Origin of the sequence: Mycolicibacterium sediminis (assembly GCF_010731735.1) — a bacterium.
GTDB classification, from domain to species: domain Bacteria; phylum Actinomycetota; class Actinomycetes; order Mycobacteriales; family Mycobacteriaceae; genus Mycobacterium; species Mycobacterium sediminis.
Genome location: NZ_AP022588.1, coordinates 1,308,530 through 1,335,358, shown reverse-complemented (window position 1 = coordinate 1,335,358; position 26,829 = coordinate 1,308,530). Strand labels below are relative to the sequence as shown.

Annotated in this window: 29 protein-coding genes and 3 tRNA genes; 15 read left to right on the top strand and 17 right to left on the bottom strand. The window is 67.4% G+C overall.

Annotated features, from left to right (window positions below; all coding sequences use genetic code 11):
• Positions 1–13: 13 nt before the first annotated feature.
• Positions 14–703 (top strand): GntR family transcriptional regulator, encoded by a 690-nt coding sequence (locus G6N64_RS06555; RefSeq protein ID WP_163796142.1) that lies wholly within the window; start codon positions 14–16, stop codon positions 701–703.
• Between the two features lie 28 nt (positions 704–731).
• Here the strand turns inward: G6N64_RS06555 and G6N64_RS06550 are convergent, their stop codons facing one another.
• From G6N64_RS06550 to G6N64_RS06535, 4 genes are all read right to left on the bottom strand, one after another.
• Positions 732–1,775: an isopenicillin N synthase family dioxygenase gene (locus G6N64_RS06550; RefSeq protein WP_163796141.1), complete on the bottom strand. Its 1,044-nt coding sequence runs from the start codon at positions 1,773–1,775 to the stop codon at positions 732–734.
• Positions 1,776–2,296: 521 nt separating this feature from the next.
• Positions 2,297–2,791, bottom strand: coding sequence for an FBP domain-containing protein (locus G6N64_RS06545; RefSeq protein WP_163796140.1), 495 nt, complete (start codon positions 2,789–2,791; stop codon positions 2,297–2,299).
• Between the two features lie 1,219 nt (positions 2,792–4,010).
• Positions 4,011–4,460, bottom strand: a complete 450-nt coding sequence (locus G6N64_RS06540) for a class I SAM-dependent methyltransferase (RefSeq protein ID WP_246231203.1) — start codon at positions 4,458–4,460, stop codon at positions 4,011–4,013.
• A 186-nt stretch (positions 4,461–4,646) separates the two neighbouring features.
• On the bottom strand, positions 4,647–5,126 hold the full coding sequence (locus tag G6N64_RS06535) for a hypothetical protein (RefSeq protein WP_163796139.1): 480 nt from the start codon (positions 5,124–5,126) through the stop codon (positions 4,647–4,649).
• 82 nt (positions 5,127–5,208) lie between these two features.
• Here G6N64_RS06535 and G6N64_RS06530 point away from each other — a divergent pair, with 82 nt between their 5' ends.
• On the top strand, positions 5,209–5,778 hold the full coding sequence (locus G6N64_RS06530) for a hypothetical protein (RefSeq protein WP_163796138.1): 570 nt from the start codon (positions 5,209–5,211) through the stop codon (positions 5,776–5,778).
• A 109-nt stretch (positions 5,779–5,887) separates the two neighbouring features.
• Here G6N64_RS06530 and G6N64_RS06525 read toward each other — a convergent pair whose 3' ends face one another.
• The 4 genes from G6N64_RS06525 to G6N64_RS06515 all read right to left on the bottom strand — a co-directional run bounded on the left by G6N64_RS06525 (position 5,888) and on the right by G6N64_RS06515 (position 7,833).
• A complete protein-coding gene (locus G6N64_RS06525) occupies positions 5,888–6,514 on the bottom strand; it encodes a DinB family protein (RefSeq protein WP_163801482.1) in 627 nt (208 codons plus the stop codon).
• A 266-nt stretch (positions 6,515–6,780) separates the two neighbouring features.
• The gene (locus G6N64_RS06520; RefSeq protein ID WP_197748333.1) at positions 6,781–7,227 is read right to left on the bottom strand and encodes an SRPBCC family protein; all 447 of its coding nucleotides are present in this window, start codon (positions 7,225–7,227) and stop codon (positions 6,781–6,783) included.
• On the bottom strand, positions 7,164–7,424 hold the full coding sequence (locus G6N64_RS30025; protein WP_197748332.1) for an SRPBCC family protein: 261 nt from the start codon (positions 7,422–7,424) through the stop codon (positions 7,164–7,166). The genes G6N64_RS06520 and G6N64_RS30025 overlap by 64 nt, the downstream gene beginning before the upstream one ends.
• Before the next feature lies 1 nt (position 7,425).
• The gene (locus tag G6N64_RS06515; protein ID WP_163796137.1) at positions 7,426–7,833 is read right to left on the bottom strand and encodes an ArsR/SmtB family transcription factor; all 408 of its coding nucleotides are present in this window, start codon (positions 7,831–7,833) and stop codon (positions 7,426–7,428) included.
• 221 nt (positions 7,834–8,054) lie between these two features.
• On the opposite strand from G6N64_RS06515, the gene G6N64_RS06510 reads away from it, so the two are divergent.
• Together G6N64_RS06510 and G6N64_RS06505 are read left to right on the top strand one after the other, a co-directional pair.
• Positions 8,055–8,861: a MerR family transcriptional regulator gene (locus G6N64_RS06510; RefSeq protein WP_174266766.1), complete on the top strand. Its 807-nt coding sequence runs from the start codon at positions 8,055–8,057 to the stop codon at positions 8,859–8,861.
• A gap of 5 nt (positions 8,862–8,866) precedes the next feature.
• Positions 8,867–9,205 carry an MmcQ/YjbR family DNA-binding protein gene (locus tag G6N64_RS06505; RefSeq protein WP_163796135.1) on the top strand — a complete coding sequence of 113 codons (339 nt, stop codon included), beginning with the start codon at positions 8,867–8,869 and terminating at the stop codon, positions 9,203–9,205.
• 156 nt (positions 9,206–9,361) lie between these two features.
• Here the strand turns inward: G6N64_RS06505 and G6N64_RS06500 are convergent, their stop codons facing one another.
• Together G6N64_RS06500 and G6N64_RS06495 are read right to left on the bottom strand one after the other, a co-directional pair.
• Entirely contained in the window at positions 9,362–9,970 is a 609-nt protein-coding gene (locus G6N64_RS06500) for a maleylpyruvate isomerase family mycothiol-dependent enzyme (RefSeq protein ID WP_163801481.1), read from the bottom strand.
• 223 nt (positions 9,971–10,193) lie between these two features.
• Positions 10,194–10,946: an alpha/beta fold hydrolase gene (locus G6N64_RS06495; RefSeq protein ID WP_343044057.1), complete on the bottom strand. Its 753-nt coding sequence runs from the start codon at positions 10,944–10,946 to the stop codon at positions 10,194–10,196.
• A 320-nt stretch (positions 10,947–11,266) separates the two neighbouring features.
• On the opposite strand from G6N64_RS06495, the gene G6N64_RS06490 reads away from it, so the two are divergent.
• Positions 11,267–11,407 (top strand): hypothetical protein, encoded by a 141-nt coding sequence (locus G6N64_RS06490; RefSeq protein WP_163796133.1) that lies wholly within the window; start codon positions 11,267–11,269, stop codon positions 11,405–11,407.
• A gap of 446 nt (positions 11,408–11,853) precedes the next feature.
• Here the strand turns inward: G6N64_RS06490 and G6N64_RS06485 are convergent.
• Positions 11,854–11,936 (bottom strand) — tRNA-Leu (locus G6N64_RS06485).
• 214 nt (positions 11,937–12,150) lie between these two features.
• Between G6N64_RS06485 and G6N64_RS06480 the strand changes: the two genes are divergently transcribed.
• From G6N64_RS06480 to pknB, 7 genes are all read left to right on the top strand, one after another.
• A complete protein-coding gene (locus G6N64_RS06480) occupies positions 12,151–13,641 on the top strand; it encodes an FHA domain-containing protein (RefSeq protein WP_163796132.1) in 1,491 nt (496 codons plus the stop codon).
• Positions 13,642–13,806: 165 nt separating this feature from the next.
• Positions 13,807–14,271, top strand: coding sequence for an FHA domain-containing protein FhaB/FipA (locus G6N64_RS06475; protein ID WP_163796131.1), 465 nt, complete (start codon positions 13,807–13,809; stop codon positions 14,269–14,271).
• Positions 14,268–15,770 (top strand): PP2C family protein-serine/threonine phosphatase, encoded by a 1,503-nt coding sequence (locus G6N64_RS06470; protein ID WP_163796130.1) that lies wholly within the window; start codon positions 14,268–14,270, stop codon positions 15,768–15,770. The genes G6N64_RS06475 and G6N64_RS06470 overlap by 4 nt, the downstream gene beginning before the upstream one ends.
• Entirely contained in the window at positions 15,767–17,173 is a 1,407-nt protein-coding gene (locus G6N64_RS06465) for a peptidoglycan glycosyltransferase RodA (protein WP_163796129.1), read from the top strand. Before G6N64_RS06470 ends, G6N64_RS06465 begins: the two co-directional genes overlap by 4 nt.
• Entirely contained in the window at positions 17,170–18,645 is a 1,476-nt protein-coding gene (gene pbpA, locus G6N64_RS06460; RefSeq protein WP_163796128.1) for a D,D-transpeptidase PbpA, read from the top strand. Before G6N64_RS06465 ends, pbpA begins: the two co-directional genes overlap by 4 nt.
• Positions 18,642–19,928, top strand: a complete 1,287-nt coding sequence (locus tag G6N64_RS06455) for a protein kinase domain-containing protein (RefSeq protein WP_163796127.1) — start codon at positions 18,642–18,644, stop codon at positions 19,926–19,928. Before pbpA ends, G6N64_RS06455 begins: the two co-directional genes overlap by 4 nt.
• Complete coding sequence (gene pknB / locus G6N64_RS06450; protein ID WP_163796126.1) at positions 19,925–21,805, top strand: Stk1 family PASTA domain-containing Ser/Thr kinase; 1,881 nt, start codon at positions 19,925–19,927, stop codon at positions 21,803–21,805. The genes G6N64_RS06455 and pknB overlap by 4 nt, the downstream gene beginning before the upstream one ends.
• On the opposite strand, the gene G6N64_RS06445 is transcribed toward pknB, so the two are convergent.
• Positions 21,783–22,448 carry an aminodeoxychorismate/anthranilate synthase component II gene (locus G6N64_RS06445; RefSeq protein ID WP_163796125.1) on the bottom strand — a complete coding sequence of 222 codons (666 nt, stop codon included), beginning with the start codon at positions 22,446–22,448 and terminating at the stop codon, positions 21,783–21,785. The genes pknB and G6N64_RS06445 overlap by 23 nt on opposite strands.
• A gap of 27 nt (positions 22,449–22,475) precedes the next feature.
• On the bottom strand, positions 22,476–23,255 hold the full coding sequence (locus G6N64_RS06440; protein WP_163796124.1) for a DUF881 domain-containing protein: 780 nt from the start codon (positions 23,253–23,255) through the stop codon (positions 22,476–22,478).
• Positions 23,256–23,378: 123 nt separating this feature from the next.
• On the opposite strand from G6N64_RS06440, the gene crgA reads away from it, so the two are divergent.
• On the top strand, positions 23,379–23,663 hold the full coding sequence (gene crgA, locus G6N64_RS06435) for a cell division protein CrgA (protein ID WP_163796123.1): 285 nt from the start codon (positions 23,379–23,381) through the stop codon (positions 23,661–23,663).
• A 155-nt stretch (positions 23,664–23,818) separates the two neighbouring features.
• Complete coding sequence (locus G6N64_RS06430; RefSeq protein ID WP_163796122.1) at positions 23,819–24,235, top strand: PH domain-containing protein; 417 nt, start codon at positions 23,819–23,821, stop codon at positions 24,233–24,235.
• 63 nt (positions 24,236–24,298) lie between these two features.
• Here G6N64_RS06430 and G6N64_RS06425 read toward each other — a convergent pair whose 3' ends face one another.
• On the bottom strand, positions 24,299–24,844 hold the full coding sequence (locus tag G6N64_RS06425; protein ID WP_163796121.1) for a peptidylprolyl isomerase: 546 nt from the start codon (positions 24,842–24,844) through the stop codon (positions 24,299–24,301).
• Positions 24,845–24,925: 81 nt separating this feature from the next.
• On the opposite strand from G6N64_RS06425, the gene cwsA reads away from it, so the two are divergent.
• On the top strand, positions 24,926–25,342 hold the full coding sequence (gene cwsA / locus G6N64_RS06420; protein WP_163796120.1) for a cell wall synthesis protein CwsA: 417 nt from the start codon (positions 24,926–24,928) through the stop codon (positions 25,340–25,342).
• 129 nt (positions 25,343–25,471) lie between these two features.
• On the opposite strand, the gene G6N64_RS06415 is transcribed toward cwsA, so the two are convergent.
• The 3 genes from G6N64_RS06415 to G6N64_RS06405 all read right to left on the bottom strand — a co-directional run bounded on the left by G6N64_RS06415 (position 25,472) and on the right by G6N64_RS06405 (position 26,796).
• Positions 25,472–25,544, bottom strand: a tRNA-Ala gene (locus G6N64_RS06415).
• A 142-nt stretch (positions 25,545–25,686) separates the two neighbouring features.
• Positions 25,687–25,760, bottom strand: a tRNA-Ile gene (locus G6N64_RS06410).
• A gap of 73 nt (positions 25,761–25,833) precedes the next feature.
• Positions 25,834–26,796, bottom strand: coding sequence for a DUF3566 domain-containing protein (locus G6N64_RS06405; protein WP_163796119.1), 963 nt, complete (start codon positions 26,794–26,796; stop codon positions 25,834–25,836).
• Between the last annotated feature and the right edge of the window lie 33 nt (positions 26,797–26,829).

Below are 26,829 nucleotides of genomic sequence, written 5' to 3'. Positions count from 1 at the left end.
CGCTAGGGACACCATGCCCTCGACGCCTTCCGATGAAGACACCGCGGCCAGCAACGTCCTGCTGCGCGGTCGACTCGTCGACGCTTTGCGCTCCGACGTCATCCGGGGGCGGTATCCGGCCGGGTACCGGCTGGTGGAGAGAGACGTCGCCGAAACATACGGCGTGTCACGGCTTCCCGCCCGCGAGGCCCTGCAGGCACTCAAGTCCGAGGGCTTCCTCGAGGTGCGCAAGACCCGCGGACTGGTCGTGCGCGAGTGGACCGAGCGCGACGTCGTCGAAGTCTTCGGCATCCGCGAGTCGCTCGAAGCACTGGCCTGCCGCGAGGCCGCCGAGAATCGGACCGACGACGACATCGCTGCACTGCGTAGCGCGGCCGATGCGGCCGATCGAGCCGTCGACCAGGGTGACCCGTCCGCCGCACACGATGCGAACGCCCTGTTCCACCAGCTGCTCGTGACCGCATCGCACAACCGGACCCTGGGTGAGATCATGGCGCCGATCCTCTACCGGGTGCAGTGGCTGGTGCGGCAGATCCCCGATCCGCACGCCGTCTCCCACGATCACCACCTGTTGGTGGACGCGATCGCCGCGCGGGATGCGCGCGGGGCCGAGAAGCTCGCCAGGGACCACGCCGAGCGCAACCGCACGACGACGCTGCGGACGCTGTTCGGCGACACGCCCCGCTGGTCACGGCTGGGCTGAGCCACGCGGTGCGCTGCCCACGCCCGGCCTAACTCGACTGAGCCGCTGCGAGCACCCGCGCCGCCTCACGCACCGCGGCCACGTTGGCCTTGCCCTGCCGAGAACCCGCCAGCTTGGCGGCGATGTGCGTACCGACGGTGATCGGTTCATACGCCATCCCGGCGTCGGCATCCAGATAGCCGGGAGCAGTGGAGATCACCGCATCGACGTTGCCGTCATGGAAGAACGCGGCCGATCGCCGCCGCTTGATGGTGCCGTCGACGATCGGCGGTTTCACCCGGTGCAGCGTCGACATCCACTGGTCGTTGGTGATCCGTGCCGTGAGATCGCCCAGGTTCACCAGCAGCGCGCCGTCGACGGGCGCCACGTCGTGCCAGTGCCCATCGGTGTCCAGCACCTGGAGGCCCGCCACCTGGTCGGCCCACAGGACGGTGACGATGCCGAAGTCGGTGTGCTCACCCATCCCGGTGAGGTCGCCGTCGAGGGTGACGGTGCCCTCGGGAAGGGCGTAGTTGTTCATCCGAAGCACGTCGACGGAATGATCGGTGATGCGTTCGAAGTACCCGGGTTCCAGACCCAGTGCGACGCAGAAGATCTGCGTCAGGGTCCGGGCGACCCGCCCCGCGTCGGCGAAGTATTCGAGGACGGCCGGCTGGAAGGACGGCACCTGGTCGGGCCAGACGTTGATGCCGTAGTCGGCCTCGTCGAGAGCGAGACCCGTGTAGGACCGCGCTTCGACGCCGACGTTGAACGCCTCGAAGAAGTCGTTCATCCGGGTGGCGGACTCGACGCCGAGCGACAGGCTCAACGATTCGCTCTTCGGCGGGCTGTACCCCCGGTTGGCGGGCACCCGGTACTCGTTCTTGGTCTCGGCACTCAACCCGAAGAACTGGTCCATGGCCGTCGCAAGGCCGTCGAGCGTCCGTGCGGGAATGCCGTGGCCGAGGATCTGCATGAAACCGACCCTGCGGCAGGCGTCGTCCACGGCCGTGGCCACCGCGTATTTGGCGGAATCGTCACCGCCGACGACCCACGGGGTGATGTCGATCGCCGGTACGTCGAACGAGGTCATCGCGTCATCTCCATCCACGGTCGGTCCAGGATGCCAGCCGTGTCCGATCCGTTTCCAGATCGAGAGCAAGCCGCGTCGGGGAGGGCTCTTCCGCACCGCCGCGTCCGAGGACCACTGCTGCAGTGATTGCTTCCATTGTTGCGTCTGGCGATGTGGCGTGTGCGGTCACGAGAATTGTTCCATCCCCTGGGCTAGGGGCTGACCCTGGTGATCGGTTAGCGGTGGAGACCGCGATTCGTTCAAGGGGTGGAATGAGACACGGCATGACCAGCGTGGTGACGTCGCCGCCAGCAGCTGATCGGACGGTGGCTGGTTGGTTGACCCCACGAACGTCGAGCGCCAAGTCGTTGCCCAATGCGTGGCTCACCACCGAGCGGGATGTTGGCCGGCCCAGCAAGCAGCCTGGACCACGCCAAGCGATTTGCACGCGAGGGTCTTTCGTCGCGTTGAGCCGGGCGAGCTGAAGCTTCGCGATGTGGCGGCTGCCATGTTCGTCGCCGTCTAGAGTCGGAACGCCTTGGTCACATCTGCGTCGAGAGCACGTTATCGACGAATCCGTGCACCTTGCGCCGCAGCTCGTGGATCTGCTGTTCGCGGATGCGTTCAAGGTCGGTGTCCTCGTGATAGGCGGGCGGCAGGCGCCGGACATTGCGGGAGCATCCGAAGCTGGCGCAGATCATGGTGCCGATGGTGTCTCCCTTGCGGCCTGCGGCGCCGGCCCGGCGAACGGTGTACAGCACCGCTTCGTCGGTGAGGTTCACGTCGTTGCACCACGTGCACATGGCTCGTCCCCGCGGCTTGACCGCGGCCCGATTGAGCAGCAGCGCTACCGGTCCGTCAGGCCTGTCGACCAGCAGATAGGCCCGGCGCGGGATCTTGGTGTCGGCCCAGCCGTAGTAATCCAGTTTGCCGAACTCGACGGCGTCGAAGTCGGCGGCGAAGGTCACTCTTTTGACCTCGCTGCGGGTGGCGCCCCGGAAGGCGCCGAGAATTTGGTCACGGGTGAAGACGTCCATTGGTGAAACCATCCTGAAGAGGGCCGCGCACGTATGCGCGCGCCAGTGAGGTGAGGGCATGACTGCATCGCCGACCTAGACGGGTCGGCGACAGGGCGCGGTCATCTGATGTCGGCGCGAGCGCCGACGACCTCCTCGACACGGATGTTCACGTAACAGACGATACCGAGCGGCGCCATTCTCGGCCAGGCAATTTCACGTTGCGCTAACGTCGGGTTGACTGACGATCTCGTTCATTGGGAAGTCAGGCCTGGTTGGCCGTCGATCTGGCGATCAACAACGTCGTCGCGTCAGAGGGTGCACCCGGACGAGCCTGCCGCCCGAAAGAATCCAGGACAACTTCGTACGTTAGGCAGCACGGCCGGGTCTTCGCGCCATGAACGGCCGTGTCCTGTCTCATTCCTGGAGAAACGAGACAGGCCTCGGCGCGCCACTTCCCTGTCTTATATCCGCTGGTCGAGCTGTCTGATTTCCTGTCTCACACGGCGCGTCTCTCAGATCCTCGTTGTCGAAGGCCAATGAGACGGTAGCGATGTGACAACGATTCTCAGGTACGTCCGCGTGAGCACCGCGGGGCGGGACCTCCATGCGCAGCTTGCCGCACTCGCTGGAGGGCGTCGGACCGGATGCAGTCTGTCCGGACGGACTCTCGCGAGCTGAGCACGACCCGCCTGCGTTGACGGCAAGGCTGCAATACACCCGCGAGGATGGCACCTTAGTGGTCACCGCCATCGATCGACTCGGCCGCTCCGTCGCGGAAGTGACACGCACATCACCGACCTTGGCGAGCGACGAATTTTGTTGCGCGCCTTCAGTGAAGGCGAAGACACGGAACGCTTACCCGAGGCCCACAGGCCGACGGGAGTTCTCGCACGGGATAGCGTCGAGCTGATGGCTTGCGCACCACCAACCCGGTCGCTTGGCCCAGATCACACACAGCCAATCCATTTCCAGATCGTGAGCAAGCCGCGTCGAGCGGACCCTTCCTCACCCACGCGGCCGAGGACCCCTGCTGATGTCAACCACGACGCGAGCCGTCCACGCCACCGACGACTCCCGATCGATGGGCGACGAAGGAGTTAAAGCGCTCGTGAAACCCCGTGGTGCAGCGATCGTGAGATAGCCCGCACACGCCGTAGTCAGCGAGGCACGTCAGTGCAATGTCGCGCTTCACAATCTCGCGGTCGACTTGAGCTGGAGTCGGTCGGCGCGGTGTCGCTCAACGAGCAGTGGAGTGTGTTTCCTGCTTCGGTTTGCGCCAGGTGATGGCGTATCGCCATAGCGGGAGCCGACGCCATGCCATCCCGGGCAGCACCGTCGTTGCGATCTGTTTGACCTCGGTGTAGGTGTGCGGAAACTGCATCCTCACGGGGGCGTTGTGCTGCCAGTAGCCGCGGGTGCGTGACAGGACCTGGTGCTCCACGACCCCCACGGCATCGCAGGTGTAATCGGGCAGAGTTGAACTTCGGGCACAGCCGATCACCACCAGTGCGCCGCCGGGGGCAGTGAGGTCAGCGAGGCGCTGTAAGCCGGCCACGAGATCGGGGAAGTGATGGACCGTGGCTACTGCGGCAACCAGGTCGTGGTGCGCCTCGGGCAAGGCGAAGGTGAGGGCGTCACCGGTGATCCAGGTGACGCTATCCGAGGTGCTCGATCGAGCGAGGTTGATGACGTCGGCGTCGGAGTCAATGCCGGTGACCTCGGGGATCTCCTCGCCAGACGGACGGCCAGCAGGCCGTCACCGGTACCGACGTCAAGAGCGGTCCGCGCAGCTGACGGGGCGGCATCGAGCACGATGTCGTAGTAGTGGGTGTTGTGGTTCCACCGATGTCGTTCGTCGCTCACCACACCTCCGTCAGGCCGGTTGTCCGTAGGAGACCAGGGCCAGCAGCACGCGGTCGATGAAATCGCCGGCCTTGTCTGAACGCTGGTCTGGCGCTTCGGTCGATTGCAGCGTCCAGTCCCTCTTGCCGCTGAAGGTAAACGTGGCGCGGCGCGTCCACTGCGTCACCCGACGCGACTCCTCGTCGTAGCGCTGATCTTCGATGGCAATGTCGATCTTCTTAAGCTCCGACAGTGGTATCACCGCACCGCTGATGCTGACATCGGAGTCGTCGTTGCTTCCCTCGCAGCTCAGCAATCCAAATTGAGACCCGTAGAGCCAGGCGATGTGATGGATCCCATGGTCGGGATGAGATGCGCCGATCACGAAGGCGCTCGGGTGAACGTGGCGTCGAGCGACGTGCAGAAAGACGCGGGGGATGACAGCCGTGCTGTCGTCGAATATCTTGCGCTTCCATTCACGCAGGGTTTGGTCAGGATCGTTGTCAGCCATGTGGTGCATCGCCTTCCGATTGTCGGTGTCATGTGTCAACATAGACGATAGACATCACGCACGATTAGGACAAGGGATTCGGATGACGACCCAGGCGACGCTGGCGGATCTGCTGCGCAAAGCCATCGACGACCGCACCGGAGCCCCGCTACGCGACATCCAGGCACTCGTCGAGGCAGAGGAAGCGGCGCGGCCACGGGGCATGTCCCTGAACCGCAGCACCGCATCACAGATTTTGCGCGGCGCTTACCGCGGCACCCCTTCGCCGGCTACCGTCCGCGCGATTGGCTGGCTCGCCGGCGTTACCGACGAGGTGGCGTTCGCGGCAGCCGGCCAACCGACACCCGGACGCCCTTTAGCGGACGAACTTCCCGCCGCCACGGACACACTCAACGACCGCGAGCGAGCCGTCGTGATCGACGTCGTCCGAGCGCTGCTCGCACAGCGCCAAAGCATCGACGGGTGGAAAGCCACGACCGCCGAAGCTCTCGATCACATCGTCAGCGACCTGTTACGTATAAAGCAGACCCTCGACGACGTCGCTGGCGGGAACGACGCAACCGAAATCATCAGTGCTGCAGCCAATGATCTGACGGACGTCATCACTCGAACACGCCGCCTCACTGAACAAAGCGCGACCGAGGACGCGTAAGCCAACGCCACCACTTGAGCGGTCGCGGCATTGCCCCGAGGCCTATGTCGTTTGTAGAGATCTGATTTCGGTTACATCCGGCCTCACGCAAGACATGTTTCGCGGAATTTCAGCGGGTCGTAGGAGTGCTCCATGATGCGTGGGCGGCGGCCTCGCGGGCAGCCGAGTCGATGCGCTCATACGTCCGAGGCCAGAAGTCAGGATCGTTTGCGTCCGGCGGTTGTAGGCCGCCCGGTGTTACTCCGGTTGTGTTGTCGATTAGTTCGCGCAGGATGTCAGCGTGTCCGGCGTGACGTGTGGTCTCCGCGAGCATGTGAACCAGAACGTCGTGCAGAGTTACTGACCGGCGGTGCTCTGGCCAGGCCGGAATCTGCCCGCGGTCGTCGAGGCTGAGAGCCTCGATGGTGTGATCGGAGTGCTGGCAGGCACGTCCGTAGAGGACGACGATGTCGCTGCGGCTCTCGTCGGCGGTTGCCCACATGTCTCTGATGGGGTCGGGCTTGCTGTCGGTAGTGGTCAGCCAGGCCGGCGGGTCGGCGAAGGGGCGATCGAAGACAAGCCCGAAGTAGCCAATTTCGCGGCCGGATAAGTGTTTCACCAGTCCGAGCAAATTGGTCCCATGGGGTGTTAGTGGCCGCCGAATGTCGTACTCGGAGAAGCCCTCAAGCTTCCACAGCATCGCTTGTCGCGCATCGGCGAGATAGCGGTGCAACGCAGCTTTGTAGTCACTGGACATAACGGAAAGGTACTTGGCGACGGTCACAGACGAATCGGACGAGGATCCCGGAGATACGGCCTCAGACCAACGACGGATCAGCCCTTGGCACCAGTTTCGTTGCGGATCGTTGTCTACGGCCGATTCCAAACCAACGATGGGTTTGTACTTGCCGCGATTGCCAATCATTCGACTTCCGAGCCGGACTCGTGCACCTCGCCGGGACATCACACCACTGCCTGAACTTCGGCGATAGGTTGACCGGGACACCGCTCGGCCGTGGGGGGTCAGGTCGGGTTAGGTGCGTAGAACTCTGTGGTGGCCTCGACCGCGGCCGCGACCTGCTCCGGTTCGCCACCTGCGGCCAGGTGAGCCTCGCCCCAGGCCGCGGCGCTGCGCCGACTGAATTCGAGCCCTTCGGGCGAGGTCTTGAACTCCTCGTGATCAAGGGTCTCGCCATCCGCCAAGAACCCGGCCAGGGCGAGGAGATGCAGATCCCAACCGACGCCGCCGGCACCGGGGCCATAGATCGGGAACATGGGCTCTCCCACGGCCGCTGCGTGGACCAGCTCGAACTCGGTGCCCCCGGTCGGGCCGGGTGCCAGGCGGACTTCCACCTCACTCGTGCCGGGCCAGGCGTCGGCGTCCGGACCGAAGAGCCAGGACACCCTCAGCAGACGCGGCGGCTCGCATCGGAGGATCTCGCCGTGCTCGCCACCGTCGAGTTCGAACATCCCGCCGAGCCGCAGATCCCGCTGACCGGCTTCAACCAGCGACTCAGCCGCTCAGGGCTGGTGATGGCGTCCCAGACGTCGTCGACGTGCGCGTCGTAGCGACGTCGGAGCTCGACGGTATATGCATCGCCCGCGGGCAGCCTGCCTGTGCCCATCGCCCGGCGCGCGGCCGCAAGCTCGTCCAGTACGTCCTTCATGTCATTTTTCCCTTCGTAGTCGATCGGTTCTTCCCGAATCGGTGCCGGCCCCGGCGCGGAAGGTCGGCTCCTCGTCGCCCGAGGTTCGGGATGCGTGCCTTCCGCGGGCCAGCTCAGTTCCCAGAGCATCGAGCCGCTGATCCCAGAACCCGCGAAACCGGTCCAACCACACGTCAATCTCGCTCAGCGGCGTTGGGGCGACGGCGTAGTACCTTCGAGCACCGTCTGCCCGCACCAGCGCGAAACCGTTCTCACGCAGAACGCGCAGATGCTGGGAGACAGCCGGTTGGGAAAGCGCGAACTCGGCTCGGATCACGTCCGTGATTGCGCCAGAACTCTGCTCTCCGTCGACAAGCAGCTCAATAATCCGCCGGCGCACCGGGTCACCGAGGATGGCGAACGCGTGCACGTAGCGGATCGTACCAGCCGAGACTTATATAAGTCATAGCTGATATTCAGTTCTCGCCGCGGCGTTGACGCTTCGAGGACCGGCGGCCTGCGTGTTGCTCATGCCATGAGAATGCGGGCGGCTCAGTTCCCGACTCGGGTCGGTGGCGCCTATCGGGCGGCGGGATTGGCACCTCAATAGGGGTTGTTCCTGACGTCGCGTGAGGTCCTAGCGTGGGTGCGGTGAGTGCATTCAAGTCAGCCGACCGAAACGAAGTCGTTTGGAAGGTCGGTGAGTTGGCCAGGCTGACCGGGTTGACGGTGCGGGCGTTGCATCATTACGACGAGATCGGTCTGCTGGTGCCGGCGCGGCGATCCTCGTCCGGGCACCGGCTCTACGACGGTGCTGATGCGGCACGGCTGTATCGAATCTGTGCGCTGCGGCGGCTGGGATTTCCACTTGATCGCATCGCCGAGGTACTCGACCAGCCGCAGTGGCAACTCCAAGACGTGGTGAGTAGCCATCTCGTCGATACCCGTCGCACCGCGGCCGTCGCATCACGACTGGCCAGCCGACTGAGCGCACTCGAAACGGCTCTCGATGACGTCGACAAGCTATCTGCTGAACAGTTGTTTTCCACGATTGAGGAGATGAACATGCTGGATTCGCCCTTGCGCACCACCACATCGATGCTGGTCTACAACGATGTGGCCGCCGCGCGAGACTATTTAGTGAGGGTCCTGGGGTTGACCGCCGGGCCGCTGCACACCGACGATGCCGGGACCGCCCTGCACGGGGAGGTCAGCGCCGGGCACCACACGATCTGGCTGCACCCGGCGGCGGAGGGCTATCAGTCCCCCGCCCAACTGGGGGCAGCCACGGGGATGACGGTGATCGTCGTCGATGACCTCGACGAGCATTTCCGCCGCGCCACCGCCGCGGGCGCCCAGGTCATCGAAGAACCCATTGATCAGCCCTACGGGGTCAGAGAGTGGGGTGCCCGCGACTGCGAAGGCCAGCTCTGGTACTTCCATTCACCCCAACAGTGAGCACGATGAACAGGGCGCGGGCCATCGCGCTGGGACTGCCCGAGGCGACCGAGGCTGACCATCACGGCATCGCGTCGTTCCGCGTCCGGGGAAAGATCTTCGCCACCGTCCCCGATGATCGCCACTTACGGATCATGCTCGACGAGAACGGGATTCGATCAGTGACAGCGGAGTTTCCGTCGGTGTGTCACGAGTACTACTGGGGCGAGAAGCTGGCCTGTGTGGTGGTGGCGATCGAGGCCGCCTCCACCGGCCTGCTTCGCGAGTTGCTCGAAGACGCCTACCGACGCAAAGCGCCAGTCTCCCTGGCACGGCAGATCAATATCGCCGAACACGAACACTGAGGTACGTCTGGTTCCTCACGCTGTGAGTGTGATCAGTTCTGGTCGCCGCTTTAGGCGGGGCCAGTGAGCGCTGTTGTCTCGTGCCTAGAGAACTGGGATGGTTCACATCCTGTCTCGCATGCGATGTGTTGACGTCGCCAGTTAGGGCACTACGCGTCAAATGCGTTGTGCAAGATGACCTTTTCCCGGTCCGTCGAGTTGTCGAAGTGCGTGGGGTCGGCCGGCCAATGCCATCAGTAGCGCTTCGCCGGGAGCCTGGACTGTCAGTCCTTTTCCGTGTGACCATTCCAGGTCAGTGGCGACAAGCCGAACTCCACGCGCACGCCCGGCTCCACGGATAAGCGGTACGTTAGGAGCGAAGTTGAGCACAGCATCGAGGCGCTCGGCCGGAATGGTGCGCGGCAGGTTCAACGGTCGACGAATGTCTTGCCGGTGAACCATGCCGTCGACCTGAGCGATCATGCCGCCGAATCCCGCCGTCACACCACGCGGATGAATGTGATCGCGGACCAGTCGAATCAGGTCTTCGGGCGCACGGGCAGCCAGATCGCCCGTTCCGATCGCGTTGCTGCGATTGACTACGAACGCACCGCGTACGAACCGGGCAGCCAGATCGGCGGTGCTCAGCTGGTCGTACCCGATGACATGAGCGACGACATCGCGCACCCGCCATTGGCTGCATGAGTTGTTTTCATCCCACTGCTCCGGGGCCAAGCCCGCGAGGAAATCCGCGAACTCCTGGCGCTCATCACACGCCATCTCCATGGTCGTTGCCAAGGCGCCTCCCGCTCCAACGGAACCGACGCTACCTCCAAGCCCGGTAAGCGACGTTGATGGCGCCGTTTGCACGCCCGCATGTTCCCTCTCGCGGCCCGCATCGCTCCTAGAAAAGTTGGACGGCTCAGCTCTTGTCTCGCGTAGACGACAACCGGTGCGGAGACGACCGGTACGAAGTGAGTGCTTACTGGGAAACGGTTACTGGCGCAGTTCAGTCGAGCACCTCGCGGAGCCTGCGCGCGAAGGCCTCTGGCTGGCCGGCATATCCGAACTCGCCACCACTGAACCCACCGTGGTGGCTCGGGAACACCGTGGCCCGCTGGCCGAGCAGCTCGGCGGTGGCCACCGCGGTCCGCCCGGTGAACGTTTCGGCAGACTCCTCGCCGACGGCGATCACGACCCGGGTCGGCGCCGCGGCCAGTGCATCGACGTCGGGATGGTAGGAGAGGAATGTGACGGACCGGTCGGAGAGCAGCGGATCGTCCCGAGAGCCGTCGTCCTCGTCGGGCATGCCGAACGCGCCGGGATCAGGTGCGGGCTGGTCGAAGTACGCATCGGTGAACTCGCCTTGCCACGACGTCATCGCGATGAAGGTCGCCATGCCGGCGCCCCAGCCCTTGTCCAAGTAGGTGTCTCGGAAACCGTTCCTGGCGCGCCATGCGGCCTCGGCGTCGGGGAGCACGTCTATGAGGGGCGGTTCGTGGGCCACCAGGGTCACCAGATCCCCGGGATAACCGATGACGAGCGCGAGACCGGTGATCGCGCCGCCACTGCTCGCAAACATGTCGACCGGACCTCCGCCGAGAGCTTCGATCAGCGCGTGGAGGTCGGATGCCTGGACCTCAGGCCTGTTCTCCACCTGGCCGTCCTTGCGAGTGCTGCGCCCGAGACCGCGCGGGTCGTAAGTGATTGTCGTGCGGTCAGGAAAGAGTGGCACCAACGCGCTGAAGCCGCTGGCGTCCATGGGTTGGCCGATCATCAATAGAGGCGGACGTCCGCCAGCGGTCGGCAGCGGTCCGTGTACGTCGTAGGCAAGGCCCACTTCGGGAAGCTCGAGAATGTGCGTCATCACGGTGGTACCGACCGCCTCTAGATCTCGAACTCATCGCAGAGCCTTCGCGCGCAAAGCCTCCAACCATCCACTCTGTCTCGCGTGTAGAGAAACAAGACAGGTCCCGCTTGTGAGCCTCTGACACGACAGCCCTAGGTCGCTGTGTCTCGGACCTTGTCTCAGATCACGTGCTTCAGATCTATCAGGTCGATGGCCAATGAGACGGTGTTGGCATGACCGCTGTCTTCGGCAACGCACGTGTAGGCACCAGCGGCCAAGATATGGACGCACAGCTCACCCGCCATCTGCAGCCGGCGTCGCTGCGGACCGCAGTATTCACCGACAACCAACTGGCCGAGCGGTGGCCACCATGATGGCTACCTCGCCGAGCTCGAACTTGAGCTTGGGCGGGTCGTCGTTTTGGGGCCCAGCACCACCGGAGGACCGATAACCTCTCGTCTAGACCGACACGAGGCGGGCTGGCGCACTTCGGCACCTCCATGGCCACCGCGGTGCTCCACTGCAGAGTGGTCGTAAGAGAGAGATCTCGGGCCTTCCTCATCAACGCGGCGACGGTCGGTGACCGCTTCGGCACTTTAAGAACAGCCCGCCGCCGAGAAGCGCTAGACCGCCTACCGATACCGCCGTTACTGCAGATAGCAGACCGCTGATCAGCCCGAGCGAAGGCGGGACCAGACGACGGAAGTCCCCGGACCTGTCGAAACGGGATCTCCCGATGACCGACCCCACCAAGCACTAAGGTCACGACCTCTTTCGAGATCGTGACCTAAGCGCCTGGAGTTCGTTGAACTCCTCATTGTGGGCGAAGGGGGACTTGAACCCCCACGTCCCGAAGGACACTGGCACCTGAAGCCAGCGCGTCTGCCATTCCGCCACTCGCCCCAACAACCGGGAAAGGCTATCACGCACCGGCGCTCCCGCCCCAACCGCGCCGATCAGCCCGAGCGCAAGCCGCTGACCAGGCGCGATCGGATTCTCAGAGTTCCGGTGGTCACGCCGGGGCCGGGTCGGCCGATACCATGCCCTGAAGGGATCTGCTCCGCGACACGCGGGGCGGGTCGAACGACGGCGACGACGGATCGAGGTGTGCACGGCCATGGGTCTGGTGGACCGCTTCGAACGCAAGCTGGAGTCGAGCGTCGGCGACGCCTTCGCCCGCGTCTTCGGGGGCTCGATCGTCCCTCAGGAGGTCGAGGTGATGCTTCAGCGCGAAGCCGACGCCAAGACCCGTGAACTCGGCGGCGGCTACATTTTGGCCCCGAACGACTACGTCATTACCCTCAGTGTGCCCGACCATCAGAAGGTGAGCGCCGACCCCGACCTCACGTCGACCAGTTTTGCCAGACACCTGGAGGGATACATCCATGACCAAGGGTGGCAAACGTATGGTGAGGTGGTCGTCAGATTCGAACCATCACCGACCCTGCACACAGGCCAGTTTCGCGTCCGCGGAGCGGTCAACCCCGATACTCGTTCTGACTCGGCGGGCGCACCCGCCCCTGCCACACCAGACCGCGAGCACACCGCAGAACCAGGAGTTGCATCGATGACCGACAACCCGACGTACCGCGGCGGCGGCCAGGGCCAGGGCGGCCAGGGTCCGCAGCCCGGCGACGAGTACTACGACTACAACCGGCCCGGCGAGGATCCCCGTCGCCCGCAGCCGCCGGAAGGCGGCTACCCGCCTCCTCCCCCCGGCGCGCCCGGCTACCCGCCGGCGCAGGGCGGCTACGACCGCGGCGGCTACGGCGACCAGGGCGGCTACCAGGATCAGGGCGGCTACTCCGACGGTGGCTACGCGCCGCCGTCGTACGAGCAGCGTCCCCCGGCCGGCGGCTACGACCAGCCCCAGGGCGGCTACCCCGGCGGTCAGGGCTACCCGGCCGCGCAGGGCGGCTACAACCAGGGCGGCTACGCGCCTCCGAGCGCCCCTCCCGGCCCTCCCGCCGGTGACTACGACTACGGCCGCCAGGGCGCCCAGCCCCGGCACGAGGACTACGGCCGCCCCTCCTACCCGGATCAGGGCGGCGGCTACCCCGAGCAGGGTGGGTACGGCGATCAGGGTGGCTACGCGGACCAGGGCGGCTACGGCGACCAGGGTGGCTACAACCCCGGCGGCCAGAACTACGGCGGCCAGCAGGGCGGCTACGGCGCTCCCGCTGGATACGACTACGGCCAGCCCCCCGCCCAGCAGGGCTACGGCGACCAGGGCTACGGCTCGCAGGGTGGTTACGGCGACGCCGGCTACGGCCAGCAGGCCGGGTACGGCGGCGGCTACGGCGCCGGCGCCGGCGTGGCGGGTGCGAACGTCACGCTGCAGCTCGACGACGGCAGCGGCCGCACCTACCAGCTGCGCGAGGGTGCCAACGTGATCGGACGCGGCCAGGACGCCCAGTTCCGGCTGCCCGACACCGGTGTCTCCCGTCGTCACCTCGAGATCCGCTGGGATGGTCAGGTGGCTCTGCTGTCCGACCTGAACTCCACCAACGGCACCACGGTGAACAACGCCCCGGTGCAGGAGTGGCAGCTGGCCGACGGCGACGTGATCCGACTCGGCCACTCCGAGATCATCGTTCGCGTCCACTAGGCAGCCGAGGACGTCGAGGGCAACGCAGGACTCGAACGGATCACGGCACCGGCGAAGCTCCTCGCTTCCTCGTCACGCCGAACGACGTCCAAGTATCGTGACGTTGCCGGCGGGTTGGCCGGCGGGTCGAGGGCTACATCGGGACGGTGACGGAGAGGACGTCGGATGCAGGGGTTGGTTCTGCAGCTGACGCGTGTCGGTTTCCTGTTGCTCCTGTGGCTGTTCATCTGGTCGGTTCTGCGCGTGCTGCGCACCGACATCTACGCGCCGACCGGCGCGGTGATGGTCAAGCGGGGTCTCGCGCTGCGGGGGACGCTCCTGCCGAACCGGCAGCGCAACGTCGTCCGCCAGCTGGTCGTCACCGAGGGCGCGCTGGTGGGCACGCGCATCACCCTCGGTACCCAGCCGGTGCTGATCGGCCGCGCGGACGACTCGACGCTGGTGCTCACCGACGACTACGCCTCGACACGGCACGCCAGGCTGTCTCAGCGGGGGTCGGAATGGTACGTGGAGGACCTAGGATCGACCAACGGCACATACCTTGACAGGGCGAAGGTGACTACGGCGGTAAGGGTTCCGATGGGGACGCCGGTACGAGTCGGCAAGACGGTAATCGAGCTGCGCCCGTGACACTCGTTCTCCGCTACGCGGCGCGCAGCGACCGCGGTCTGGTGCGCGCCAACAACGAGGACTCCGTGTATGCGGGGGCCCGGCTGCTGGCGCTCGCCGACGGCATGGGTGGCCACGCCGCGGGCGAGGTCGCCTCGCAGTTGGTGATCGCCGCGCTCGCCCACCTCGACGACGACGAGCCCGGCGGCGACCTGCTGAGCAAGCTCAACGACGCGGTGCACGAGGGCAACTCGGCGATCGCCGCGCACGTGGAGTCCGACCCCGAACTCGAGGGCATGGGCACCACGCTGACCGCGATCCTGTTCGCGGGCAACAGGCTTGGGCTGTGCCACATCGGTGACTCGCGGGGCTACCTGCTCCGCGACGGCGAACTGAACCAGATCACCAAGGACGACACGTTCGTCCAGACCCTGGTGGACGAGGGCCGGATCACCGCCGAGGAGGCGCACAGTCATCCGCAGCGCTCGCTCATCATGCGCGCGCTCACCGGCCACGAGGTCGAGCCGACCCTGACGGTGCGCGAGGCCAAGCCCGGCGACCGCTACCTGCTGTGCTCGGACGGCCTGTCCGATCCGGTCAGCAAGGACACCATCGCCGAGGCGCTCCAGATGGAGGACGTCGCCGAAAGCGCGGACCGGCTCATCGAATTGGCGCTGCGCGGCGGCGGGCCCGACAACGTGACCGTGGTCGTCGCCGACGTCGTCGACTACGACTACGGCCAGACCCAGCCGATCCTCGCGGGCGCGGTCTCCGGTGACGACGACCAGACCGCCCCGCCCAACACCGCGGCGGGACGCGCGTCGGCGTTCAACCCCAAGCGCGCGGCACCGGCGAAGCGGCCGGCGATCGAACCGGAGCCGGCGCCCAAGAAGCGGTCCCGCCGGATGATCGTCATCGCGATCGTCGTCCTGCTCCTGCTGATCGGCGCGGGACTTGCCTTGGGCCGCACACTCATTCGCAACAACTACTACGTCGCCGAACACGACGGCGCCGTGTACGTCATGCGCGGCGTGCAGGGGTCGCTGCTGGGCATGCCGCTACAGGAGACGTTCCTGGTGGGCTGCCTCGACAACCGCGACGACCTGAAGATCATCGGCGCGGGCGACGACCGCAGCGAGTGCCAGACCCTCAAGATCGGCGACCTGCGCGAGTCCGAACGTGCGCAGGTGAGTGCCGGACTGCCCACCGGCTCCGTCGACGACGCGATCCGCCAGCTGCGCGACCTCGGATCGGATTCACTGCTTCCGATTTGCGCGGCCGCGGCGCCGGTCACCACGACCTCGCCGGCGCCGCCCCCGAGCGGGACCCCGACGACGACTCCCTCGCGCGGCCCGCTGCCCGGACCGGCACCCGAGTCGCCGACGACCCTCACCTCGCCCTCCCCCGCGCCCAACCCCTCCGAGTCCCCCGAACCGTCCTCGCCCGCACCGTCGCCCACCGTGACGGCCCTGCCTCCACCACCGCAGGAGCCGGGCACCACCTGCCGGGCTGCGTCATGACGACCGCACCGCAGTCCGCCGTCACCGTCGCTCCGCCCATGCCCACCCGGCGCAACGCCGAACTGCTGCTGCTCGGCTTCGCCGGCGTCATCACGATGCTGGCGCTGCTGATCGTCGAGGCCAACCAGGAGCAGGGCCTCAGCTGGGACCTGCTTCAGTACCTGGGCGGCTACGTCGCGCTCTTCGCGGGCGCGCACCTGGCGGTCCGGCGGTTCGCGCCGTACGCCGATCCGCTGCTGCTGCCCGTCGTCGCACTGCTCAACGGGCTCGGCCTGGTGATGATCCACCGCCTCGACCTCGCGGTCGCCCCCGGCGCCGACCGCGGCCCGAGCGCCAACCAGCAGATGCTGTGGACGCTCGTCGGCGTCATCGCCTTCTCGCTCGTCGTCGCCTTCCTCAGCGACCACCGGATGCTCACCCGCTACGGCTACGTCTGCGGGCTGACGGGCCTGGTCCTGCTGATCATCCCCGCGGTCCTGCCGAGGTCGATGTCCGAGCAGAACGGCGCCAAGATCTGGATTCGGTTGCCGGGCTTCTCGATTCAGCCCGCCGAGTTCTCCAAGATCCTGCTGCTGATCTTCTTCGCGTCCGTGCTGGTGTCCAAGCGCAGCCTGTTCACCAGCGCGGGCAAGCACGTCCTGGGCATGAACCTTCCCCGCCCCCGCGACCTCGCACCGCTGCTGGTCGCGTGGATCGCCTCGGTCGGGGTGATGGTCTTCGAGAAGGACCTCGGCACGTCGCTCCTGCTCTACGCCTCTTTCCTGGTGCTGGTGTACATCGCCACCGAGAAGATCAGCTGGGTGCTGCTGGGGCTCGCGCTGTTCGCGGCGGGCAGCGTCGTCGCCTACCACCTGTTCGGTCACGTGCAGGTGCGCGTGCAGAACTGGCTCGACCCGTTCGCCGATCCCGACGGCGCGGGCTACCAGATGGTGCAGTCGCTGTTCAGCTTCGCCACCGGCGGCATCTTCGGCACGGGCCTGGGCAACGGCCAGCCCGGCACGGTGCCTGCCGCCTCGACGGACTTCATCATCGCCGCGATCGGCGAGGAACTCGGCCTCGTCGGGTTCGCCGGCGTCCTGATGCTCTACACGATCATCGTCATCCGCGGCCTGCGCACCGCGATCGCCGTGCGGGACAGCTTCGGCAAGCTGCTGGCCGCGGGCCTCGCCTCGACGCTGGCGATCCAGCTCTTCATCGTCGTCGGCGGTGTCACGAAGTTGATCCCGCTGACCGGTCTCACCACCCCGTGGATGTCGTACGGCGGGTCGTCGCTACTGGCCAACTACGTGCTGCTGGCGATCCTGATGCGGATCTCGCACTCCGCGCGGCGACCGATCGACACCAAGGCTGCCGCCGCGACGCCCATCGCGTCCGCGGGCACGGAGGTGATCTCGAAGGTATGAACACCTCCCTGCGACGCGTCTCCGTCACGATCATGGTGCTGATCGTGCTGCTGCTCGGCAACGCCACCCTCACCCAGGTGTTCACCGCCGACGGCCTGCGCTCCGACCCGCGCAACCAGCGCGTGCTGCTCGACGAGTACTCCCGGCAGCGCGGCCAGATCACCGCGGGCGGCCAACTGCTCGCCTACTCGGTCGCCACCGACGGCCGGCTCCGCTTCCTCCGCGTCTACCCGAACCCGTTCGCCTACGCGCCGGTCACCGGCTTCTACTCGCTGCAGTACTCGAGCACCGGCCTCGAGCGCGCCGAGGGCAGCGTGCTCAACGGCTCCGACGAGCGGCTGTTCGGCCGCCGGCTCGCCGACTTCTTCACCGGCCGCGACCCGCGGGGCGGCAACGTGGGGACCACGCTGGTCCCCGAGGTACAGGAAGCCGCGTGGGACGCCATGGCCCAGGGCTGCAACGGCCCGTGCAAGGGTTCGGTGGTGGCGCTCGAACCGTCGACCGGCAAGATCCTCGCGATGGTCTCGGCACCGTCGTACGACCCCAACCTCCTGGCGAGCCACGACGGCGACGAGCAGTCCGCGGCGTGGGAGCGCCTCCGCGACGATCCCGACCAGCCCCTGGTCAACCGCGCGATCTCCGAGACCTACCCGCCCGGATCGACGTTCAAGGTGATCACCACCGCCGCGGCGCTGCAGGCCGGCGCCAACCCGAACACCCAGCTGACCGCGGCGTCGCGAATCCCGTTGCCGGACAGCACCGCAACGCTGGAGAACTACGGCGGCACGTCGTGCGGCAGCGGTCCCACCACGACCCTGCGCGAGGCGTTCGCCCGGTCCTGCAACACGTCGTTCGTCCAGCTGGGCATCGACACCGGCGCCGATCAGCTACGGGAGACCGCCAAGTCATTCGGGATCGACTCGGCACCCGAGCCGATCCCGCTCCAGGTGGTGCCGTCGACCGTCGGCGCCATAAGCGACGGCGCCGCTCTGGGCATGTCCAGCATCGGGCAGAAGGACGTCGCACTCACTCCGCTGCAGAACGCGATGGTGGCCGCCACCATCGCCAACGGCGGCGTCGAGATGAACCCCCATCTGGTAGCTGATCTCAAGGGCCCCGACCTGGCCAACATCAGCACCACCGCCCCGAGCGAGGCACGCCGAGCCGTGTCTGCGCAGGTCGCTACTACACTTACGGGACTGATGATCGACGCCGAACAGGTGACTCAGCAGAAGGGAGCCATCCCCGGCGTGCAGATCGCTTCCAAGACGGGCACCGCGGAACACGGCTCCGATCCGCGAAACACACCGCCGCATGCCTGGTACATCGCGTTTGCGCCCGCCAAGTCGCCGAAGGTGGCCGTGGCCGTCCTCGTGGAGAATGGTGGCGACCGACTGTCCGCCACCGGCGGGTCGCTGGCCGCTCCGATCGGCCGGGCGACCATAGCCGCCGCTTTGCGGGAGGCCTCGTGAGTGCACGCGTCGGAGTGACGCTGTCCGACCGCTACAGGTTGCAGCGACTCATCGCCACCGGCGGCATGGGCCAGGTGTGGGAGGGGCTCGACAGCCGTCTCGGCCGCCAGGTCGCCATCAAGGTGCTCAAGGCCGAGTACTCGACCGACCCCGAGTTCGTCGAGCGCTTCCGCGCCGAGGCCCGGACCGTCGCCATGCTCAACCACCCCGGCATCGCCAGCGTGTACGACTACGGCGAGACCGAACTCGACGGCGACGGGCGCACGGCCTACCTGGTGATGGAGCTCGTCAACGGCGAGCCGCTCAACGCCGTGATCAAGCGTGCGGGCCGGCTCTCGCTGCGCCACTCGCTGGACATGCTGGAGCAGACCGGGCGCGCACTACAGGTCGCGCACACCGCGGGTCTGGTGCACCGCGACGTCAAGCCCGGCAACATCCTGATCACCCCGACCGGCCAGGTGAAGCTCACCGACTTCGGCATCGCTAAGGCCGTCGACGCCGCGCCGGTCACCCAGACCGGCATGGTGATGGGCACCGCCCAGTACATCGCACCGGAGCAGGCGCTCGGCCACGACGCGACCGCGGCGAGTGACGTCTACTCGCTGGGAGTCGTTGGCTACGAATCGGTTTCGGGCCGGAGGCCGTTCACCGGCGACGGTGCGCTGACGGTCGCGATGAAGCACATCAAGGAGCAGCCGGCACCGCTGCCCGCCGACCTGCCGCCCAACGTCCGCGAGCTCATCGAGATCACGCTGGCCAAGGAACCCGGGCTGCGGTACCGCACCGGTGGTGCGTTCGCCGACGCCGTCGCCGCCGTCCGTGCCGGCCGCCGGCCACCCCGTCCCAACCAGGCGCCGGTGATCGGTCGGGCCGCCCCGGCCGCCATCCCGTCGGTGACCCAGGCACGGTCGGCCGCGGACTTCGCGAGCCGGCCCGTCACCCAGGCCCGGCCCCGCCCCGCGGTCGGCAGCCACCGGCCGCCGGTCGCCCCCCGCCGAACGTTCTCGTCGGGTCAGCGGGCCCTGCTGTGGGCCGCCGGCGTGCTCGGCGCGCTCGCGATCGTCATCGCGATCCTGATCGTGCTCAACGCCCAGGACCGCAAGGACACGCAGCTGCCGCCGCCCACGATCACCAACACGACGATCGTGACGCCCCCGCCGTCGCCGTCCGCGATGCCCGGGCCGGTGGGCCTGGATCCGGGCGAGCCGGGTGAGGTGGGCGGCGTCGGGGTAGTGGACACGGTGTCCTACACCGGCGACCCACGCGAGCAGACGTACCGATGACCACGCCCCAGCACCTGTCCGACCGCTACGAACTCGGTGAGATCCTCGGGTTCGGCGGCATGTCGGAGGTCCACATCGCCCGCGACGTCCGTCTGCACCGGGACGTCGCGGTCAAGGTGCTGCGCGCCGACCTCGCCCGAGACCCGAGCTTCTACCTCCGGTTCCGCCGGGAGGCGCAGAACGCGGCGGCGCTGAACCATCCCGCGATCGTCGCGGTGTACGACACGGGGGAGGCGGAGACCTCGACCGGCCCGCTGCCCTACATCGTGATGGAGTACGTCGACGGCGTGACGCTGCGCGACATCGTGCACGCCGACGGCCCCATGGAGCCGCGTCGGGCGATCGAGATCATCGCCGATGCCTGCCAGGCGCTGAACTTCAGCCACCAGCACGGCATCGTCCACCGCGACGTGAAGCCCGCCAACATCATGATCAGCAAGACCGGCGCGGTGAAGGTCATGGACTTCGGCATCGCCCGCGCGCTCGCCGACGCCGGCAACAGCGTCACGCAGACCGCGGCCGTCATCGGCACCGCCCAGTACCTGTCACCCGAGCAGGCCCGCGGCGAGAAGGTCGACGCCCGGTCGGACGTCTACTCGCTGGGCTGCGTCCTCTACGAACTCTTGACCGGCGAACCGCCCTTCATCGGCGACTCCCCGGTGGCGGTGGCCTACCAGCACGTCCGCGAGGATCCGATCGCGCCGTCGCAGCGGCATGCGGGCATCAGCCCCGAACTCGACGCCGTCGTCCTCAAGGCACTGACCAAGAACCCCGACAACCGCTACCAGACCGCCGCCGAGATGCGGGCGGACCTGATCCGCGTGCACAGCGGCGAGGCGCCCGAGGCTCCGAAGGTCTTCACCGACGCCGAGCGCACCTCACTGCTGTCGGCCGGCCCGCCCAACGGCCGCAACGCGGTCACCGAGCACATCCCCGCCCACCGGCCCAGCTACCGCGACTCCGAGCGCAAGAAGTCGGTCCGTCGCTGGCTCGCGGCCGTCGCCGTGCTGGCCGTCCTCACCGTGGTGGTGACCGTCGCGATCAACATGGTCGGTGGCAGCCCGCGCGACCAGCAGGTGCCGGACGTGAAGGGGCAGTCCGCCGAGGACGCCACGGCCGCACTGCAGAACCGCGGCTTCGAGACGCGCGTGGAGAACAACGCCGACTCCCAGGTGCCGCCGAACCGCGTCATCGACACCGCGCCCGAGGCCGGCACCGCCGTCGCCGCGGGCGACCTCATCACGATCAACGTGTCGTCCGGACCGCGCCAGCAGCAGGTCCCCGACGTCACCACCATGACGCCGCAACAGGCGGTCGAGGCCCTGCGCGCGGCCGGTTTCGACAAGGTCCGCCAGTCCAGTTCGGCGTCGCTGCCGGAGCAGAAGGACCGCGTAATCCTGACCAACCCGCCGGCCAACTCGACATCGGCGATCACCAACGAGATCACCGTCGTGGTCGGCACCGGACCGGGCACCAAGCTCGTACCCGATTGCGCCGCACTGGCATTCGAGGACTGCGACGGCCTGATCAAGCAGACCGGCTTCGCGCAGACCTTCCGGGTCGACGTCGACAGCACCCGGCCGGTGAACCAGGTTCTGGGCACCAATCCGCCCGCCGGCCAGGACATCCCGCTGGACACGCTGATCCAGATCCAGGTGTCGCGCGGCAACCAGTTCGTGATGCCGAACCTGCGCGGTCAGTTCTGGGTCGACGCCGAACCGCTGCTGCGCGGTTCGTTCAACTGGACCGGTGAGCTGATCAAGTTGCCCAACGCGCAGAACAGCGGCGTGCCGAGCAACGGCATCGTCGATCAGTCACCGACGGCCGGGACCCCGCTCAAGTACGGCGACCCGATCACGCTGAGCTTCGCGCAGTAGCCGCCCGGACGGTGTCCGCGACCTCCTGCTCGAGCTGAGCCACCAGCGCCTCCGCCGGCGGCTGCCCGCACATCGTCAGCCAGTTCGCCAGCATCCGATGCCCGCCCTCGGTGAGGATCGACTCGGGGTGGAACTGCACGCCGTGAATCGGCAGCGACTCGTGCTGGACGCCCATGATGACGCCGCCGTCGGTGCGCGCCGTGACCACCAGGTCGCCGGGCAACGTCTCCGGAAGGATCGTCAGTGAGTGATAGCGCGTCGCGGTGAACGGATCGGGCAGACCGTGCAGCACGCCGACGTCGTCGTGGTGCACCGTGCTGGTCTTGCCGTGTAGCAACTCCGGCGCTCGGTCGACCGTGCCTCCGAAGGCGACTCCGATCGCCTGGTGGCCGAGGCAGACGCCCAGCAGCGGTGTCGACGTCGCCGCGCAGGCCTGGACGAGTCCGATCGACGCGCCCGCCCGCTCCGGGGTGCCCGGGCCGGGGCTCAGCAGGATGCCGTCGAAGCCCGCCGCGATCGCGTCCGCGTCACCGAGGCGCTCGTCGTCGTTGCGCCACACCTCGGCGTCCACCCCGAGTTGCCCGAGGTACTGGACGAGGTTGAACACGAAGCTGTCGTAATTGTCGACGACGAGAACCTGCATCAGCCCAGGTTACCGACTCTCGCGCGGTCAGTATCCGAGCGGACCCGCCGGCTTCGCGAAGCGCAGACGCACCGGCGGCTCGTACCCGACGACGTCGACCTCGTCGCGCACCTCCTCGGTGTAGCCCAGGCCGAACCGCGCCACGTAACGCCGGTACAGCGTCACCAGGGGAGCGGCCGCGAGCGCGGACTGCATCGCGGAGACGTCGCCGACGGCGGTGATGACGTAGGGCGGGCTGTAGGTCCGCCCGTTGAGCAGCAGCGTGTTCCCCACGCACCGGGGTGCCGACGTACCGATGATCCGTTGATCCTGCATCTGGATGCCCTCGGCACCGGCACTCCACAACGCGTTGAGGACGGCCTGGACGTCCTGCTGGTGGACGACGAGGTCGTCGGGGGAGGCGTCGCGGGGGAAGCGTCCGTCGGAGTCGCGCTGCGCGTCGTTGAGGGTGATGACGAGCCCCGGCCCCTTCAGCGGCGCGACGCCGGCGTCCACCGCGAGCGCGTCGGCCCGCTCGGTCAGCGCCGTCAGCGCTGCGTCGGCGCCGGGGGAGCCGCCGCCGTGGTGGTTGTCCACGTCCGTGGCCAGCGCATCGCGCTGCGCGGCCAGCCGGTCCACGGACTGCTGCGACTCCCGCACCAGGTCGACCAGCCGGGGTGCGTCGCTGCGGCGGATCTCGTCACCGCCGGACACGGTGTGGGTGGTGGCCAGCAGGAGGCCCGCGCACAGGCAGACGACGGGGACGCCGAAGCGCCAGGGCGACCGGCGCGGCGGGTGGCTGACCGACGCCGACGAGGACCGTGCCATCGGTTCCTCCTCCCGGCGGTCGTCCCGCGACGGTGCGCTGCTGAGCTAGGCTGCTCTGAATGCGTCGATTCCATCGTCGCACCACATTGTCGTGCAGTCAGACCCAACCGCCCGAAGGTTCGCATGCCCAAGTCGAAGGTCCGCAAGAAGAACGACTTCACCGCCAACCCGGTGAGCCGTACCCCGGTGAAGGTGAAGGCCGGTCCGTCACCCATGTGGTTCGTCGCGCTCTTCATCGGCCTCATGCTGATCGGACTGCTGTGGCTGCTCGTCTTCCAGCTCGCCGCCACCAACCCGGTGGACGCGCCCAGCTTCCTCACCTGGATGGCGAATCTCGCGCAGTGGAACTACGCGATCGCCTTCGCATTCATGATCACCGGTCTGTTGCTCACCATGCGGTGGCGGTGACCGCACCCGGCACATAGATGAATTCATCTTGGCCTCGCTGCGTTACCCCGCTGGCAACCCTCGCGACACCCAATCACATCGATGTGATTCATCCCCATTGTGCATAGCGCTTGTGGATAACCCGATCGGCCATGCATAGAGGGTGTGAATAGTCAATGCAGCAAACTCAGTGGGCTCCGTCGTCCGGAGGCATCGCGGCGTGCGGGATCGCCGGTCTCGCGATGGGTTTGGCCGCTGTGACCGTAGTCACAGACGTTCCCGGACGGTTCCTTGCCGGCGTTGCGGGCGTCGGCTTGTTGCTGTTCGCCATCATGTCGTGGCGGGCCAGGCCGAAACTGGCAATCACCGACGAGGGCCTCGTCGTCCGCGGGTGGTGGCACACCCACGTCGTCCAGCCCGACGACGTCGCCGCCATCCGCATCACCGAGTTCCGGCGCATCGGGCGCAAGGTCAAACTGCTGGAGATCGACACCAAGGCCGACGACCGCCTCCTGGTGTTCACCCGGTGGGATCTGGGCACAGACCCACTCGACGTGCTCGACGCCCTCACCGGCGCCGGCTACGTCCCCTGACACGACACTGCGCGCCCACCGTCGAGGGTGAGCGCGCAGGTCAGTGCGTTCAGTCGGCTCTGATCAGGAGATGGTGATCGACTCGATGACCACGGGGTCGTTCGGACGATCGCTGCGGTCGACCGGGGTGCCGGCGATCGCGTCGACGACCTTGATCGACTCGGGGTCGACGACCTCGCCGAAGATGGTGTGCTTGCGGTTCAGGTGCGGCGTCTTGCCGACGGTGATGAAGAACTGCGACCCGTTGGTGCCGGGTCCCGCGTTGGCCATGGCCAGCAGGTAGGGCTTGTCGAACTGCAGTTCCGGGTGGAACTCGTCGTCGAACTGGTATCCCGGGCCACCGCGGCCGGTGCCCGTGGGGTCACCGCCCTGGATCATGAAGCCCGAGATGATGCGGTGGAAGACGGCTCCGTCGTAGAAGGGGCCGGAGGCGCCGCCGGTGGCGTTCTCGGTGCTGTAGTCCTTGGTGCCCTGAGCCAGGCCGACGAAGTTTCCGACGGTCTTCGGGGCGTGGTTGCCGAAGAGTGCGATCTTGATGTCGCCGCGGTTCGTGTGAAGCGTCGCGGTCGCGGTCTGAATTGGGCTCGTCACGGAAAGCCAGTCTGCCATTCTCGGATCCGCGGCAGTCGCCGCCCCCGCACCAATAGGGTCGGGGCAGGAAGCGTCACCCGTCCGAAGAGGAGTTCCACCATGAGTGTCCTGTCCACCGCCGACCGGTTGACCTCCCGCGAGCGGCTGGCCCGAGGGCTGAAGTACTCGGCCGTCGGCCCGGTCGACGTCACCAGGGGAGCGGTCGGCGTCGGCGTGCACTCGGTGGGGTCGTCCGCCGGCTGGCTGCGCGACCAGTACCGCAGCGGGCGGCTGCGCCGGGAGCTGCACGCTGCCCAGGACGCGATCGCGCGGGAACTCGCCGACGCCCAGGAGGTGGTGGCCGCGCTGCCGCAGACGTTCGGACGCGCGCGGCGCCGTCCCCGTCCGCTGGTGCTCGCGGGCGCGGGTCTCGTGGTGCTTGCACTGGGCGCGGTGTCGTTCTCGATCATCCGGCGGTCCACGCAGCCCGATCCGTCGCCGCTGCCGCCGAGCGTGGACGTGACGCCCAAGCCGTAAGGGATCCGGGCGACGCTGGTGCAGATCTCGCGCGTCGTGCGCCGACATCTGCGCCAGCGTCGTGCTGTGCGGGGGACGACGACGCTCGTGCGGATCTCGCGGCCGACACGGCGGCGCTTGGGAGAAGTGTGGAGCCTAGGAGATTCGAACTCCTGACATCTGCCTTGCAAAGGCAGCGCTCTACCAACTGAGCTAAGGCCCCTCGGGACGGATCAGGCGGGCTGGTCCGCGGCGACGTGCCAGACCTCGACACGGGTGCGCGCTCGGTACACCACCACGGCCGCGGCCGCCACGGTCACCGCTACGAGCAGTCTCACGTCACACCTTCCTCGAAAGGAACACCGTGGGCCTAGGAGGACTCGAACCTCCGACCTCTTCGTTATCAGCGAAGCGCTCTAACCACCTGAGCTATAGGCCCGTAATCGCATGCGACCGAGCGCCGAGATTACCCCAACGGCGGCCATGCTCCCAAACCGCGCACCCGCGGACGGTCAGTCCCGGTCGGCGAGCGTGACCTCGATGCCACCCACGAGGTCGGTGGTGAGGTTGTAGATGAACGCCCCGCAGGTCGCCATCGCGGTCAGCAGGATGATGTTCATCAGCCCGACCAGTGCCGCGCCGCCGAAGATCGTCCCGCTGGACACCAGCTCGCCGCCGCTGCCGCTGGCGCTCGTCAACAGGTCGCCGACGTTGCTGTTCAGCTTGGTCCAGACGCCCATCCCGCCGAGGACGAGGTACAGGAACGCCACGGCGATCATCCACACGAAGAACAGCGCCACGGAGAGCACCAGCGAGACCTTCAGCACGCTCCACGGGTCGAACCGCCGGATCTGCATGCTCGCCCGCACCGGGCCCTGCGGCCGGTTGGCCATGTGCACCCGGGTCGCGGGCCGGGCCGCCTGGTCGGAACTCGGCGGCTTGCGGGGGCCCGACCGCGGTGCGCCACCGGACAGGTCGGGCAGCTCGCTCGCGTAGCTCTCCGAGCGCGTCTGCTCCGGCCGGGCCGTGTCGGGACGCGGCTGGTCCGTACGAGCCTGGTCCGTGCGGGCCTGATCGGGACGCGCCGTTTCGGGCCGCGGCTGGTCGGTGCGGTCACCTCGTGACGCGTCGCCCTCCCGCGGGGGTGTCACCTCGCGGGTCGTGGCGGCGTCCCGGCCCGACGGCGGGGGAGTCGCCGGACCGCCGGAGACGAAGCGGTTGAGACGGGCGTCGACGCCGGGCGCATGCCCTGCGGCCGACCCGACCCGGCCACCCTCGGGCTGAGGTCCCTCGGCGGTGCGCTGACCCTGCCGGGACCGCACCCCACCGCGCTGCCACGGTGGGACTTCGCCGCCGCCCTCGCCGGACGGGCCGCTGCGCGCGGGTCCGCCCGTCGAGCCGCCGTCCGACGAGCCGTTGCCGTTGGCTGGCCCGTCACCCGCACGCGGATAACCCGGGTCATTCGGTGAGCTCACGCTCGGCTCCTCATCTCAGGCCGGCCGCCGGTA

Excerpts from the sequence above, each read along its gene's own strand:
- G6N64_RS06555 (WP_163796142.1), top strand. The coding sequence starts at position 14 with ATGCCCTCGACGCCTTCCGATGAAGACACCGCGGCCAGCAACGTCCTG.
- G6N64_RS06550 (WP_163796141.1), bottom strand. The coding sequence starts at position 1,775 with ATGACCTCGTTCGACGTACCGGCGATCGACATCACCCCGTGGGTCGTC.
- G6N64_RS06545 (WP_163796140.1), bottom strand. The coding sequence starts at position 2,791 with ATGGACGTCTTCACCCGTGACCAAATTCTCGGCGCCTTCCGGGGCGCC.
- G6N64_RS06535 (WP_163796139.1), bottom strand. The coding sequence starts at position 5,126 with ATGGCTGACAACGATCCTGACCAAACCCTGCGTGAATGGAAGCGCAAG.
- G6N64_RS06530 (WP_163796138.1), top strand. The coding sequence starts at position 5,209 with ATGACGACCCAGGCGACGCTGGCGGATCTGCTGCGCAAAGCCATCGAC.
- G6N64_RS06525 (WP_163801482.1), bottom strand. The coding sequence starts at position 6,514 with ATGTCCAGTGACTACAAAGCTGCGTTGCACCGCTATCTCGCCGATGCG.
- G6N64_RS06520 (WP_197748333.1), bottom strand. The coding sequence starts at position 7,227 with ATGTTCGAACTCGACGGTGGCGAGCACGGCGAGATCCTCCGATGCGAG.
- G6N64_RS30025 (WP_197748332.1), bottom strand. The coding sequence starts at position 7,424 with ATGAAGGACGTACTGGACGAGCTTGCGGCCGCGCGCCGGGCGATGGGC.
- G6N64_RS06505 (WP_163796135.1), top strand. The coding sequence starts at position 8,867 with ATGAACAGGGCGCGGGCCATCGCGCTGGGACTGCCCGAGGCGACCGAG.
- G6N64_RS06500 (WP_163801481.1), bottom strand. The coding sequence starts at position 9,970 with ATGGAGATGGCGTGTGATGAGCGCCAGGAGTTCGCGGATTTCCTCGCG.
- G6N64_RS06495 (WP_343044057.1), bottom strand. The coding sequence starts at position 10,946 with ATGGACGCCAGCGGCTTCAGCGCGTTGGTGCCACTCTTTCCTGACCGC.
- G6N64_RS06490 (WP_163796133.1), top strand. The coding sequence starts at position 11,267 with ATGACCGCTGTCTTCGGCAACGCACGTGTAGGCACCAGCGGCCAAGAT.
- G6N64_RS06480 (WP_163796132.1), top strand. The coding sequence starts at position 12,151 with ATGGGTCTGGTGGACCGCTTCGAACGCAAGCTGGAGTCGAGCGTCGGC.
- G6N64_RS06475 (WP_163796131.1), top strand. The coding sequence starts at position 13,807 with ATGCAGGGGTTGGTTCTGCAGCTGACGCGTGTCGGTTTCCTGTTGCTC.
- G6N64_RS06465 (WP_163796129.1), top strand. The coding sequence starts at position 15,767 with ATGACGACCGCACCGCAGTCCGCCGTCACCGTCGCTCCGCCCATGCCC.
- pbpA (WP_163796128.1), top strand. The coding sequence starts at position 17,170 with ATGAACACCTCCCTGCGACGCGTCTCCGTCACGATCATGGTGCTGATC.
- pknB (WP_163796126.1), top strand. The coding sequence starts at position 19,925 with ATGACCACGCCCCAGCACCTGTCCGACCGCTACGAACTCGGTGAGATC.
- G6N64_RS06445 (WP_163796125.1), bottom strand. The coding sequence starts at position 22,448 with ATGCAGGTTCTCGTCGTCGACAATTACGACAGCTTCGTGTTCAACCTC.
- G6N64_RS06440 (WP_163796124.1), bottom strand. The coding sequence starts at position 23,255 with ATGGCACGGTCCTCGTCGGCGTCGGTCAGCCACCCGCCGCGCCGGTCG.
- crgA (WP_163796123.1), top strand. The coding sequence starts at position 23,379 with ATGCCCAAGTCGAAGGTCCGCAAGAAGAACGACTTCACCGCCAACCCG.
- G6N64_RS06430 (WP_163796122.1), top strand. The coding sequence starts at position 23,819 with ATGCAGCAAACTCAGTGGGCTCCGTCGTCCGGAGGCATCGCGGCGTGC.
- G6N64_RS06425 (WP_163796121.1), bottom strand. The coding sequence starts at position 24,844 with ATGGCAGACTGGCTTTCCGTGACGAGCCCAATTCAGACCGCGACCGCG.
- cwsA (WP_163796120.1), top strand. The coding sequence starts at position 24,926 with ATGAGTGTCCTGTCCACCGCCGACCGGTTGACCTCCCGCGAGCGGCTG.